Raw genomic sequence first — 12525 nt, 5'->3', positions numbered from 1 at the left:
TGGATGCCGATTCCGTCGGCTGTTGTGTATTCGCCGTGAACCGGCCATGCGGGTCCGCCCCGCAGCATGACATGATGCGCGGCGACGCCGCTCAAGGAGAGAGACGAACATGAAAGCCCTGTTGTGTACCGCATTCGGCCCGATCGACAGCTTGCGCATCGAGGACGTGACGATTCCCGAGCCGGCCGCGGGCCAGGTCCGGGTTCAGGTGAAGGCCGCGTCGCTCAATTTCCCCGACGCGCTGATCGTCCAGGGGCTGTACCAGGTGAAGCCGGCGCTGCCGTTTTCACCGGGTGCGGAATTCGCCGGCGTGATCGATGCGGTGGGCGAGGGCGTGACCGCGTGGCAGCCGGGGGATGCGGTGGTCGCGTTCACCGGGCACGGCGGTTTCGCGCAGCAGTGCGTGGCCGACGTGCACCAGATTGCCGCGCTGCCGCCGGGCATGACATTCGAGCAGGGCGCGGCGCTCGTGCTGGCGTACGGTACGTCGCTGCACGCGTTGCAGCAGCGCGCGCGGCTGCAAGCAGGCGAGACGTTGCTCGTGCTGGGCGCGGCGGGCGGCGTTGGCCTCGCCGCGATCGAGATCGCGAAGGCGCTCGGCGCGCGCGTGATCGCGGCGGCGTCGAGTGCGGACAAGCTGGCGCTGTGCCGTGAAGCGGGCGCGGACGAGACGATCGACTATGCGACCGAAGACTTGCGCCGCCGCGTGGACGAATTGACCGACGGCCGCGGTGCGGACGTCGTCTACGATCCGGTGGGCGGTGCCTACAGCGAAGCGGCGTTGCGTGCGACGGCGTGGCGCGGCCGGTTCCTCGTGGTCGGCTTCGCGGCCGGCGAGATCCCGAAGCTCGCGCTGAACCTGGCGCTGCTCAAGGAGCGCGACATTCTGGGTGTGTTCTGGGGCGATGCGGTGCGCCGCGATCCGAAGCAGCATGTCGCGAACATGCGCCTGCTGGCCGAATGGTTCGCGGCCGGCAAGGTACGACCCGCGATCACCGAGCGCGTGTCGCTGGCCGATGCGGCCGATGCGATCGCGCGGATGGCGAACCGCCAGGTGAAGGGCAAGGTGGTGATCCTGCCGGACGCGTGACCGGTTTTCCGCGCGCGACGTGCCGCGTTCCGGCACACGCCGCGCGGCTGCGATTCGGCGCTCGAGCGCGTTACGCGATTTGCTGCAGAAGGGCCGCGACCCGCTGCCCGAGCGCACGATGCTGATCGGCCTCGAAGTGAACGCCATCCACCGGGCTCACCTCGATGATCGCGCCGGCATCGAGAAAGTGCGCACCGGCGTCGCTTGCCACCTGTTCGTACCGCTTCGCGAGTTGCCGGGACTTCGCTGCGCCGCCCGCGAAGATCTCGCCGAGGAATCCGACCTCGACGATCGGCGCAGGCGCCATCAGCACGAGCGTCGGTGATGCACCGGACGGGCCGGCACCGCACGCGGCGATCTCCGCAAGCAGCACGCCGACCGACGTCGCGATGTCGGCGGGCGTGACCGAGAAGCGTGTCTTCAGGTCGTTGGTCCCGAGCATCAGCACGACGACATCGACGGGCAAGTGACTTTCGAGGCATGCACGCAGATACGACAAACCGTTCTTGTGCCGGCCTTCGATCGGATCGTCATGCACGGTCGTCCGCGCGGGCAACCCTTCTTCGATGACCCGCCAGCTCGCGCCGAGCGTGTGCGCCAGCACGCCGGTCCAGCGTTCTTCGCGTGCGAACCGCTCCAGTACGCCGGCACGCGTCATCGGGCGGGTGCCATGGGTGTTCGAATCGCCGTAGCAGAGCACGGTTTTCTGCGTCATCGTCCCTTCATCCGTCAGTCGTTCAGTCTTTCGGCAAGCGCAGCACGTCGAGCGCGTGCTGCGAGAATTCGACCCAGAACCGCTCGTTCGCGATGCCGGCCTGCAGGACCAGGTGCTGAAGGCGCTTCGTGCGCGAATCGGCGCTCTCCGCAAAATCGCGTGCCTCGATCTGCAGATACAGGTCGAGCTTCTCCTGGTGCAGCGCGATGCGCCGCCTGATTTCGTCCTCGAGGCCGGCCGGGCCGAGCACCGCTTCCGCACGCAGGCGCACCATCAACGCTTCGCGCAGCGGCGTCGGGTCCTCCGGTTCGGCGATCCAGCGGCGCAACTCCTTCTTGCCGGCCGGCAGGATCCGGTACGCGCGCTTGCGGCCGCGCCCCGATTCGGCCGGCAGCGATTCGATCCAGCCCGTTTCCTCGAGACGCCCCAGCTCGCGATAGATCTGCTGGTGCGTCGCCTGCCAGAAATAACCGATCGAGCGATCGAAACGGTCGGCGAGTTCGGAGCCTGAACCGGGGCGTTCGGCGAGCGCGGTGAGGAGTGCGTGGGGCAGGGACATGTCGGATCGGAGGAGGCCGCGGAATGAACCGCATCTTGCCATATCGGGGCCACGGTACAAGATGACGGATGCGTTTATGCAACGGGTTGCATAAACGAAAGCGGTCGACTACTATCTGTGCAACTTGTTGCATAAAAAATGGAGACACCCCATGACGTCGCGTTACCCGCATCTGACGACCCCGCTCGAGCTCGGCTTCACGTCACTCAGGAACCGTGTGCTGATGGGGTCGATGCACGTGGGCCTCGAGGAAGCGCCGAACGGCTTCGAGCGGATGGCGGCGTTCTATGCGGAGCGGGCGCGCGGCGAGGCCGGCCTGATCGTCACGGGTGGATTTGCGCCGAACGAGCGCGGCCGTCCCGCGCCCGGCGGCGCGATGCTGACGACCGAAGCGGAAGCGGAGCGTCATCGTGTCGTGACGCGCGCGGTGCACGCGGAGGGCGGCAAAATCGCGCTGCAGATCCTGCATTTCGGGCGCTACGCGTATCACCCGGCGCTCGCTGCACCGAGCGCGTTGAAGGCGCCGATCAACCCGTTCACGCCGCATGCGCTGACGAGCGATGAAGTCGACGAGACGATCGCCGATTTCGTCCGATGTGCGGCGCTCGCGCAGCAGGCGGGTTACGACGGCGTCGAGATCATGGGGTCCGAAGGCTATCTGATCAACGAATTCATCGCCGCGCGGACGAACCATCGCGACGACGCATGGGGCGGTGCGTACGAGAACCGCATCCGTTTCCCTGTCGAGATCGTGCGGCGCGTGCGCGAGCGGGTCGGCACGAACTTCATCGTCATCTACCGGCTGTCGATGCTCGATCTCGTCGAAGGCGGCTCGACGCTCGACGAAGTGATCCGGCTCGCGCAGGCGATCGAAGCGGCCGGTGCGACGATCATCAACACGGGTATCGGCTGGCACGAGGCGCGCATTCCGACCATCGCGACGAAGGTGCCGCGTGCCGCGTACGCCTGGGTCACGCGGCAGCTGATGGGCAAGGTCGGCATCCCGCTCGTCGCGACCAACCGGATCAACACGCCGGAGGTCGCCGAGCAACTGCTGGCCGACGGCTATTGCGACATGGTGTCGATGGCGCGGCCGTTCCTCGCCGATGCCGAGTTCGTGCGCAAGGCGCGGGAAGGGCGCGCGGACGAAATCAACACGTGCATCGGCTGCAACCAGGCCTGCCTCGACCATACGTTCAGCGGCAGGATCACGTCGTGCCTCGTGAATCCGCGCGCGTGCCATGAAACCGAGCTCGTGATTCGCCCCGCCCAGCACCGCAAGCGGATCGCCGTGGTCGGCGCCGGGCCGGCAGGCCTCGGCTTCGCGGTCACCGCGGCAGAGCGCGGCCATGCGGTGACGCTGTACGAAGCCGGCGCCGAGATCGGCGGCCAGTTCAACATCGCGAAGAAGGTGCCCGGCAAGGAAGAGTTCAACGAGACGCTGCGCTATTTCCGCCGGCAGCTCGAACTGCGCGGCGTGACGCTCCACCTCAATACGCGCGCGACCGCCGAGTTGCTGCTGCAACGCGAATTCGACGAAGTGGTGATCGCGACGGGTATCGTGCCGCGCACGCCGCCGATCGACGGTGTCGGGCATGCGAAGACGCTCGGTTACCTCGACGTGTTGCGCGACGGCAAGGCGGTGGGTCGCAATGTCGCGATCGTCGGCGCCGGCGGGATCGGCTTCGACGTCGCGGAGTATCTGGTGCATCGCGACGGCGCCGAGCACGTCGACGCCGACCGCTTCTTCGCCGAGTGGGGTGTCGACCGGTCGTATGCGAACGCAGGCGGCCTGCGTCATGCGCACCCCGAGCCGGCGGCGCGGCAAATCCATCTGCTGCAGCGCAAGGCGTCGAAGGTCGGCGACGGGCTCGGCAAGACCACCGGATGGATCCACCGCACGGCGCTGAAGGCGCGCGGTGTCGGGATGTCGTCGGCGGTGACCTACCGGCGTATCGACGACGAGGGATTCCACGTGACGATCGATGGTGTCGAGCAGACGCTGCCGGTGGACAACGTCGTGATCTGCGCGGGACAGGAGCCGTTGCGCGAACTGGCGGAGCAACTGGAGGCCGCCGGGCGCAAGGTCCATGTGATCGGCGGTGCGTACGAAGCGGCCGAGCTCGACGCGAAGCGCGCGATTCACCAGGGCACGACGCTTGCCGCCACCCTTTGAGACTGATTCGTTTCCTTTCCGCCCGACGATACTGGAGTCTTCGATGACGAACGCACCGCTGCATCTTCAACCCGCTGTCGCGCAATCGCTCGACACGTGGCACGCGATGGTCGAACGCAAGGATTTTGGCGCGCTGGAGTCGATCGTCCATCCCGACGCCGTGTTCCGTTCGCCGATGGCGTTCAAGCCGTACGGGCCGGCGCCCGCGCTGTTGCTGGCGCTGCGCACGGTGATCACGATCCTCGAGGATTTCACCTATCACCGCCAGTTCGTCACCGACGACGGCAAGAGCGTGGTGCTGGAGTTCAGCGCGGCCATCGGCGACAAGGCACTGAAGGGGATCGACATGATCCGCTTCGACGACGACGGGCGGATCGTCGAGTTCGAGGTCATGATCCGGCCGTTCAATGCGCTGCAGGCACTCGGTGCCGAAATGGGCGCGCGGCTCGCGCAGCAGTTGCCGTCGTTCAAGATCGGCGGTTGAGTCGGGGTGATGGCGGCGCGGCGCGCGCCGCGCGCTTGGCGCGCGCGTTGTGCCTGCACGCGCTCGCAGTCAGTTGCGCCCGCAACATTCCATATCACGACGTGGCGGATCACGCGGTGTGCTCCGCGGGATTGAGCACGAAGTCGTATTCGAGCGTGTAGAACGGCGTGTCCATCCGAGAGCCGTCCGGCGCGATGCCGGGCGCGTGCCGGACCCAGTCGGCGACGAGCGTCGACCGTACGCCGAACACCGCATCGGAGTCGAGATAGCGGTCGCCGTCGCGGAACACGTGCGTGATCAGCGTGTCGTAGCCGCGCGCCTCGATCATGAAGTGCAGGTGCGCGGGGCGCCACGGATGACGGCCGAGCGCGTCGAGCATCGCGCCGACGGGGCCGTCGTGCGGAATCGGATACGGCTCGGCGAGGATCGAGCGGAATGCGTAACGGCCGTCGGCATCCGTGCGCAGCCGGCCGCGCGCGCGGTGCGTGACCGAGCCGTCGTCGGCCGGAAGCTGCACGTCGTAGTGCCCGTCCTCGTCGGCTTGCCAGACTTCGAGCGACGCGTGCGCGACCGGCAGGCCGTCGATGCCGCGCACGTGGCCCGACACGAAGCAGGGCTCGCCGCAGGCGCCGTTCGCGATGTCGTCGAACATCCCGAAGTCGCGGCTGCCTTCGACGTAGAACGGGCCGAATACGGTCGCCTCCGTGCAGCCGGCCGGCTTCGCATGGTTCTGCGCAGTGACGAGGGTCGACAGCCCGAGCACGTCGGAGAGCAGGATGAACTCCTGGCGCTTGTCGTCGGTGATGTGGCCCACCGCCGTCAGGAAGCCGATCGCGCTTTGCCATTCGGCCTCGGTGAGCTTCGTCTCCCGTGCAAACGAATGCAGGTGCTGGACGAGGCTGGTCATCACCGTGCGCAACCGCTCGTCGCGACAGCCGCCCAGCGACGCGATCACGGCCTGTGTGATGGTGTCTTCGTCGAGATTGCGCATAGGGGGTGTCTCCTGATGTCGTTGGATAGCGCGTTGACGTAACATTAATTCCTCCCTGGATCGTAAAAAAGAGGGTTTGGGGGAGTTTTGTTCTCCGCCAGGTGGAAGAATCGAGCGCATGGACAAGTGGACGCAGATCGAATTTTTCGTGCAGGTGGCCGAGTTGGGCAGCCTGTCGAAGGCCGCCGAGCGGCTCGGGATGTCGAGCGCGGCGGCGAGCCGCTGCCTGAACGCGCTGGAGGAGCGGCTGGGGGCGCGGCTCGTCGAGCGCACCACGCGGCGCCTGTGGCTGACCGACGCCGGGCATGAATACCACCGGCGTTGTGTGGCAATCCTGATGGAGCTGTCGGAGGCCGATGCGGCGGTCAACGAGGCGAGCGTCAACCCGGCCGGCACGCTGCGCGTGACCGCGTCGGTATCGTTCGCGTCGATCTATATCGCGCCTGCGTTGCCCGAGTTCCATCGGCGCTACCCGAACCTGAACGTGCAGATCGTCGCGGCGAACCGCTATCCGGATTTCATCGAGGCCGGCATCGACGTGGCGATCCGCACGCGCGAGCATGAAGCGGATTCGGGCATCACCGTGCGCAAGCTGGCCGAGACGCGGCGCGTGCTGGCAGCGTCGCCCGGGTATCTGGCGACGCACGGCGCGCCGGCGACGCCCGATGCGCTGTGCGACCACCGGCTGCTGGTGTACAACCTCGCGAACGATCCGCACGTGCTGCATTTTCGCCACGGCGCGAAGAAGCAGTCGGTCACGATCAAGAGCGTGCTCGATGCGAACGAAGGGCAGGTGATCCGCGCCGCGGCGCTTGCCGGGCTCGGCATCCTGATCCAGCCGCTCTACATCATTCACGACGATATCGTCGCCGGGAAGCTGGTGCCGGTGCTCACCGACTGGCAACTGCCGGCGCTCACCGTCAACATCGCGTACCAGAGCCGCCGTCACCAGCCGGCGAAGATCCGCGTGTTCACCGAGTTCCTGATCGAGCGCGTCGAACGCCTCGGGCTCGCGCGCAAGTGGAAGGAAGTCGGCCGCTGATCGCAGGCCGGTGCCCAGGCCGCGTCGGACTGCGTGCGCGGGCAAGCGGGCGCGATCGGCGTGCAGCTGCGCGACATGTGGGGCCGGCGGCGGTCGTGGCCGTGAAATACCAGCACGCGTTCGCGCTGCACAACCGTGCCGCAGGGCGACAAGCCGTGGGGCGGCTCAGTTTCCCGTTGCAGGCGTGACGGACGGCCACGGCCGCGCGCCGGGCCGGGACAACCTGACAAAATCCTGACGAACCAGGATGATATATTGTATCATTTGAAGTTTGCGCCACCGGCGCCACCGGCGGCGCGCTGCCGGGCTGCCGAGTGCGGCAGTGGGCGGCGCCATCATCCGAAGATCGATACGACGTGACGAAAACCAGACACACCCCGGCGCGCGGGGAGCGGCACCCCGCCGCATCGCGCCGGAACGCCGACGCCTGGCGCGCCCGCGCGGCACGCGGCTGCACGACCCTGCTGGGCTGCGCGATGGCGACCTCCGGCGCGTTGGCCGCCGAAGCGGCCGCACCCGCACCGGACGAACGGCATGCATTGCCGGCGATCAACGTCAGCGCACCATCCGCACCGGCCGACCCGCTGACGCAACCGCTCGAAACGGGCTCGCGGCTCGGGCTCGCCAGCCTCGACACGCCCGCGAGCGTCGAGACGGTCACGGCCGACACGATCGACGCGCGCGGCGATCGCACGGTGCTCGACGCAGTGACGCGCACCGCGGGTTTCTCGAGCGCGATGGCGCCGGGCACCGGCGGCACCGCATTGAGCGTGCGCGGCTTCAGCGGGCAGGAATCGGTGATGACGCTGCTCGACGGCGTGCGGCTGATGCCGGCCGCCGGCACGATCACGTTCCCGTTCGATACGTGGTCGGTCGAGCGCATCGAGGTGCTGCGCGGCCCGGCGTCGGTGCTGTACGGCGAAGGGGCGATCGGCGGCGCGGTGAACGTGGTGCCGAAGCGGCCGCAGCGCACGCGCGAGACGACGCTGCAGGTCGGTGTCGGCCTGGATGGTGCGAAACGCGCCGCGTTCGATACGACGGGCATGCTCGGCCCGCGGCTGTCGTATCGTTTCCATGCAAGCGATGCGCGCGCGAACGGTCTCGCCGAGCGGGTCGATACGCATACGACGGCCGTCGGCGGCGCGCTGAAGTTCGACGTGAGCCCGACGCTCACGCTGACGCTCGACTTCGACTACGGCCGCCAGATGCCGGCGACCTACTATGGCGTGCCGGCGCCGAACGGCGTGCTCGATCCGTCGCTGCGCAAGGTCAACTACAACGTCGGCGACGCGTCGATTGCCTATTACGACCAGTGGACGCGCCTGTCGGCGACCTACCGGCCGACGGCCGGCGTGACGATCGACAACCAGCTCTACTACCTGACGTCGAACCGCCAGTGGCGCAATGCCGAATCGTATGCGCTCGATACCGCGACGGGTCGCGTCACGCGCAGCGACTATCTCGACATCGGCCACCACCAGCGGCAGATCGGCGATCGGCTGAGCGCACGCTTCGACGGCACGCTGTTCGGCCGCGCGAACCGCTTCGTCGTCGGCACGGAATTCAGCCAGATCACGTTCAGCGGCACCAACAATTCGCCGTACGGCGGCGAATCGACGGTGCCCGCGCACGGCTTCGATCCCGGCGCGTTCACGAGCCCCGACCCGACGGTGCCGCAGTTCAGCACGCGGGCACGGCAGGCGGCGGTATTCGCCGAGAACCGGCTCGAAGTGCTGCCGCGGCTCGCGTGGGTGAGCGGTCTGCGCTACGACCACATCGCGTTCAGCCGCGAGCAGGCGGCAACCGGCGCGGGCTTCGACAAGCGTTTCGCGAACGTCGGCTGGCGCACGGGCTTCGTGTTCGAAGTCGCGCCGACGCTCAGCGCGTATGCGCAGTACACGACGGGCGCGGAGGGCCTCGGCTCGCTCGTGACGCTGTCCGCGTCGCAGGCGGGCTACCGGCTCGCGACCGGCGAACAGTGGGAAGCCGGCGTCAAGCAGACGCTGCTCGACGGCCGCGCATACTGGACGTTCGCCGTGTACGACATCACGAAGCGCAACCTGCTCACCACCGACCCGTTCAATCCCGCACTGCGCCAGCAGGTCGGCCGGCAATCGTCGCGCGGCATCGAGCTGACGGGCGGCGCGCGGTTGCCGCACGGCTGGACGGTCGATGCGAACGTCGCGCTGCTGCGCGCGCGCTATGACGCGTTCAACCAGAAGGTCGGCAGTGCGACGGTGTCGCGCGCTGGCAATGCACCGGCCAACGTGCCGCAGCAGACGGCGAACCTGTGGCTCGGCTGGGCGTTTGCCGAGCGCTGGCAGGCGAACGCGGGCGTGCGCTACGTCGGCGCGACCTACGGCGACGACGCGAACCGCGTGCAGGTGCCGTCGTACACGGTGTTCGACGCGTCGCTGCGCTGGCAGCCGACGTCGCGCACCGAGCTGGCGCTGATCGTGCGCAACCTCGCGAACCGCACGTACGCGGTGACGACGTCGAACGGCGGCGAGCAATGGCTGCTCGGCCCGTCGCGCTCGGCGGAGCTCGTCGCGACGATGCGCTTCTGATGCGGCACGGCGCGCCTCCCGTGACGCACATGCTCGACATCGAGCGCGTGAGCTGGTCTCCCGGCGGCGCGATCACCGTGCTCGATTCGGTGACGCTGAGCGTGGCCGAAGGCGAGTTCGTCGGGCTGGTCGGCCCGAACGGCAGCGGCAAGACGAGCCTGCTGCGCTGCGTGTTCCGTTACGCGCGGCCCGATGCGGGCCGTGTCGCGCTCGATGCGCAGGACGTGTGGCGCATGCGGCCGCGCGCGGTCGCGCAGCGCATCGCGGTGCTGCAGCAGGAGACGCCGGACGATTTCGGGCTGACGGTCGACGAACTGGTCGGCATGGGGCGCACGCCGCACCAGCGGCTGCTCGATGCGGAGACGGCGGACGATCGCCGGATCGTCGACTCCGCGCTGCACGACGTCGGTCTCGTCGAGCGCCGTGCGCAACGCTTCGCGTCGCTGTCGGGCGGCGAGAAGCAGCGCGCGCTGCTGGCCCGCGCACTCGCTCAGCAGCCCGAACTGTTGCTGCTCGACGAACCGACCAACCATCTCGACCTGCGCCATCAGCTCGAATTGCTCGCGCGCGTGCGGCGCCTCGGCATCGCGACGCTCGCCACGATTCACGACCTCAATCTCGCGGCCGCGTATTGCGACCGGCTCCACGTGCTCGCGCGCGGCCGGGTCGTCGCATCGGGCGTGCCGGCCGACGTGCTGACCGAAGCGCTGCTGCGCGACGTGTTCGGCGTCGCCGCGCTCGTCGATCGCCATCCCGTCACGGGCCGGCCGCGCATCACGCCGCTTCATCCGGAATGACCGCCATGCCGTTTCCTGTCTTGTCCTGCGCGTTGTCCTCCGCCTTGTCCACTTCGTCGCCTGTATTCCGCCGGCTGCTTGCCGCGACCGCGCTCGGCTGCGCGGCCGCTCAAGCGTGGGCCTATCCCGTCACCGTGCGCAGCTGCGATCGCGACGTGACGTTCGAGCGCGCGCCGACGCGGGCGGTGAGCAACGACGTGAACCTGACCGAGATGATGCTCGTGCTCGGGCTGAAGGACCGGCTCGTCGGCTACACCGGGATCGGCGGCTGGAAGACCGGCACCGCGCGCGTGCGTGAAGCGCTGCGCGGCGTGCCCGAACTGGCGAGCCAGTATCCGTCGCTCGAGGTGCTGGCGGCCGCGCGCGCCGACTTCTATCTCGCGGGCTGGAACTACGGGATGCATGTCGGCGGCCCGGTGACGCCCGCGACGCTCGCGCCGTTCGGCATCCGTGCGTACGAGCTGACGGAATCGTGTTCGCACGTGATGAAGCAGGCGGCCGCGTCGTTCGACGACGTGTTCCGCGACCTGAGCAATCTCGGCCGGATCTTCGGCGTCGACGCGCGCGCCGCACAGGTCGTCGCGTCGATGCGCACGCGTCTCGCGGCGGTGTCGCATGCGATCGGGCATCCGGAGCCGCTGCGCGTGTTCGTCTACGACAGCGGCACCGACAAGCCGATGACGGCCGGCGGGCTCGCGATGCCGACCGCGCTGCTGGCGGCGGCCGGCGCGCGCAACGTGATGGCCGACCTGCCGCGCAGCTGGACGCAGGTGAGCTGGGAAAGCGTGGTCGCGCGCGATCCGCAGGTGATCGTGATCGTCGACTATTCGGCCGTGACGGCTGCGCAGAAGCAGCAATTCCTGCTGAGCCAGCCGTCGCTCGCGCGCGTGGCCGCGATCCGCGACCGGCGCTTCATCGTGATTCCGTACGATGCGGCGACGCCCGGCCCCGAGAACGTCGCGGCCGTCGAGACGCTGGCGCGCGCGCTGTATCCGGCCGCGTTCGCCGGGCCGGCGCGATGAGCATGCAAGTGCATGCAGCGCGGCCCGCCATGCGCGTGGTGCTGCCGGCGCTGGCGCTGCTGCTGATCGTGTCGATCGTCGCGTCGGCCGCGTTCGGGCCGGCGCCGATCGCGATGCCGGCGGCGGTGCGGATCGTCGCCACGCACCTCGTGTCGCCGTTCGGCGAGGCCGGCGCAGTGGCGGCGGGGGCGGGCGACGACAGCATCGTCTGGTTGATCCGGATGCCGCGCGCGCTGCTGGCCGCGATCGTCGGCGCGACGCTGGCGGCGGTCGGCGTGGCGTTGCAGGCCGCGACCGCGAACCGCCTGGCCGATCCGCATCTGCTCGGCGTGAGTGCCGGCGCGATGCTCGGCGCCGTCGCGGTCACCGTGATGGCCGGCGCGGCATTCGGCCCGTTCACGCTGCCGGCCGCCGCGTTCGCGGGCGCGCTCGCCGCGACCGCCTGCGTCGTCGCGCTCGCTTACCGGCGCGGCCGGCTCGAATCGGACCGGCTGCTGCTCGCGGGCGTTTCGGTGTCGTTCATGATGGCCGCGTTCGGCAACCTGCTGCTGTATCTGGGCGACCAGCGCGCCGCGTCCTCGGTGTTGTTCTGGATGCTCGGCGGCGTCGGGCTCGCGCGCTGGGATCTGCTGCCGGTGCCGGCCGTGTGCGCGGCGCTCGCCGGCGGCGCGTTGTACGCGCGCCGGCGCGAACTGAATGCGCTGATGTCGGGCGATGTTGCCGCGGCTGCGCTCGGCGTGCCGAGCGCGCGGATGCGGCGCGAGGTGTTCGTCGTCGCATCGTTCGCGACGGGCGCGATGGTGGCGGTGAGCGGGGCGATCGGCTTCGTCGGGCTCGTGACGCCGCATCTGTGCCGTCGTGTCGTCGGCGCCGAGCACGGCAGGCTGCTGCCGGTGGCCGCGCTGACGGGCGCGATCCTGCTCGTCTGGGCCGATGTGGCCGCCCGCACCCTCGCGGCGCCGGAGGATCTGCCGATCGGGATCGTGACCGCGATGTTCGGCAGCCTGTTCTTCGTTGCACTGCTGCGCCGCCGCTGAGCGGCGCGCAGGTCAGGCGAGGGCGGCCGGGGCGCCGCTTGCCGC

Annotated in this window: 11 protein-coding genes; 8 read left to right on the top strand and 3 right to left on the bottom strand. The window is 69.0% G+C overall.

The window, feature by feature from the left end; genetic code table 11:
* Window positions 1-109: 109 nt before the first annotated feature.
* On the top strand, window positions 110-1090 hold the full coding sequence (locus CFB34_RS17230) for an NADPH:quinone oxidoreductase family protein (RefSeq protein WP_089439772.1): 981 nt from the start codon (window positions 110-112) through the stop codon (window positions 1088-1090).
* A 70-nt stretch (window positions 1091-1160) separates the two neighbouring features.
* Here CFB34_RS17230 and CFB34_RS17225 read toward each other — a convergent pair whose 3' ends face one another.
* Window positions 1161-1805 (bottom strand): SGNH/GDSL hydrolase family protein, encoded by a 645-nt coding sequence (locus CFB34_RS17225; RefSeq protein WP_089439773.1) that lies wholly within the window; start codon window positions 1803-1805, stop codon window positions 1161-1163.
* 22 nt (window positions 1806-1827) lie between these two features.
* Window positions 1828-2364 carry a PadR family transcriptional regulator gene (locus tag CFB34_RS17220; RefSeq protein ID WP_179243626.1) on the bottom strand — a complete coding sequence of 179 codons (537 nt, stop codon included), beginning with the start codon at window positions 2362-2364 and terminating at the stop codon, window positions 1828-1830.
* Between the two features lie 151 nt (window positions 2365-2515).
* On the opposite strand from CFB34_RS17220, the gene CFB34_RS17215 reads away from it, so the two are divergent.
* The gene (locus CFB34_RS17215; RefSeq protein ID WP_089439775.1) at window positions 2516-4540 is read left to right on the top strand and encodes an NADPH-dependent 2,4-dienoyl-CoA reductase; all 2025 of its coding nucleotides are present in this window, start codon (window positions 2516-2518) and stop codon (window positions 4538-4540) included.
* Window positions 4541-4583: 43 nt separating this feature from the next.
* Window positions 4584-5024 (top strand): nuclear transport factor 2 family protein, encoded by a 441-nt coding sequence (locus tag CFB34_RS17210; protein ID WP_089439776.1) that lies wholly within the window; start codon window positions 4584-4586, stop codon window positions 5022-5024.
* Between the two features lie 109 nt (window positions 5025-5133).
* Here the strand turns inward: CFB34_RS17210 and CFB34_RS17205 are convergent, their stop codons facing one another.
* Window positions 5134-6015, bottom strand: a complete 882-nt coding sequence (locus CFB34_RS17205; protein ID WP_089439777.1) for an intradiol ring-cleavage dioxygenase — start codon at window positions 6013-6015, stop codon at window positions 5134-5136.
* Window positions 6016-6133: 118 nt separating this feature from the next.
* Between CFB34_RS17205 and CFB34_RS17200 the strand changes: the two genes are divergently transcribed.
* The 5 genes from CFB34_RS17200 (at window position 6134) to CFB34_RS17180 (ending at window position 12480) form a co-directional block, all read left to right on the top strand.
* Window positions 6134-7057 (top strand): LysR family transcriptional regulator, encoded by a 924-nt coding sequence (locus CFB34_RS17200; protein WP_089439778.1) that lies wholly within the window; start codon window positions 6134-6136, stop codon window positions 7055-7057.
* Window positions 7058-7533: 476 nt separating this feature from the next.
* Window positions 7534-9624 carry a TonB-dependent siderophore receptor gene (locus CFB34_RS17195; protein ID WP_089439779.1) on the top strand — a complete coding sequence of 697 codons (2091 nt, stop codon included), beginning with the start codon at window positions 7534-7536 and terminating at the stop codon, window positions 9622-9624.
* The gene (locus CFB34_RS17190) at window positions 9624-10421 is read left to right on the top strand and encodes an ABC transporter ATP-binding protein (RefSeq protein ID WP_089439780.1); all 798 of its coding nucleotides are present in this window, start codon (window positions 9624-9626) and stop codon (window positions 10419-10421) included. The genes CFB34_RS17195 and CFB34_RS17190 overlap by 1 nt, the downstream gene beginning before the upstream one ends.
* 5 nt (window positions 10422-10426) lie before the next feature.
* Window positions 10427-11443, top strand: a complete 1017-nt coding sequence (locus tag CFB34_RS17185; RefSeq protein WP_089439781.1) for an ABC transporter substrate-binding protein — start codon at window positions 10427-10429, stop codon at window positions 11441-11443.
* The gene (locus CFB34_RS17180; RefSeq protein ID WP_179243627.1) at window positions 11440-12480 is read left to right on the top strand and encodes an iron ABC transporter permease; all 1041 of its coding nucleotides are present in this window, start codon (window positions 11440-11442) and stop codon (window positions 12478-12480) included. Before CFB34_RS17185 ends, CFB34_RS17180 begins: the two co-directional genes overlap by 4 nt.
* Window positions 12481-12525: the final 45 nt, after the last annotated feature.

It is taken from the genome of Burkholderia sp. HI4860 (assembly GCF_002223045.2).
Classification (GTDB): Bacteria; Pseudomonadota; Gammaproteobacteria; order Burkholderiales; family Burkholderiaceae; genus Burkholderia.
This window is presented reverse-complemented; position numbering and strand designations above follow the sequence as displayed.

What these genes read in the sequence shown, in the direction of transcription:
- CFB34_RS17220 (WP_179243626.1), bottom strand. Translation starts at nt 2,364, where the DNA reads ATGTCCCTGCCCCACGCACTCCTCACCGCGCTCGCCGAACGCCCCGGT.
- CFB34_RS17210 (WP_089439776.1), top strand. Translation starts at nt 4,584, where the DNA reads ATGACGAACGCACCGCTGCATCTTCAACCCGCTGTCGCGCAATCGCTC.
- CFB34_RS17230 (WP_089439772.1), top strand. Translation starts at nt 110, where the DNA reads ATGAAAGCCCTGTTGTGTACCGCATTCGGCCCGATCGACAGCTTGCGC.
- CFB34_RS17185 (WP_089439781.1), top strand. Translation starts at nt 10,427, where the DNA reads ATGCCGTTTCCTGTCTTGTCCTGCGCGTTGTCCTCCGCCTTGTCCACT.
- CFB34_RS17225 (WP_089439773.1), bottom strand. Translation starts at nt 1,805, where the DNA reads ATGACGCAGAAAACCGTGCTCTGCTACGGCGATTCGAACACCCATGGC.
- CFB34_RS17215 (WP_089439775.1), top strand. Translation starts at nt 2,516, where the DNA reads ATGACGTCGCGTTACCCGCATCTGACGACCCCGCTCGAGCTCGGCTTC.
- CFB34_RS17190 (WP_089439780.1), top strand. Translation starts at nt 9,624, where the DNA reads ATGCGGCACGGCGCGCCTCCCGTGACGCACATGCTCGACATCGAGCGC.
- CFB34_RS17180 (WP_179243627.1), top strand. Translation starts at nt 11,440, where the DNA reads ATGAGCATGCAAGTGCATGCAGCGCGGCCCGCCATGCGCGTGGTGCTG.
- CFB34_RS17205 (WP_089439777.1), bottom strand. Translation starts at nt 6,015, where the DNA reads ATGCGCAATCTCGACGAAGACACCATCACACAGGCCGTGATCGCGTCG.
- CFB34_RS17195 (WP_089439779.1), top strand. Translation starts at nt 7,534, where the DNA reads ATGGCGACCTCCGGCGCGTTGGCCGCCGAAGCGGCCGCACCCGCACCG.
- CFB34_RS17200 (WP_089439778.1), top strand. Translation starts at nt 6,134, where the DNA reads ATGGACAAGTGGACGCAGATCGAATTTTTCGTGCAGGTGGCCGAGTTG.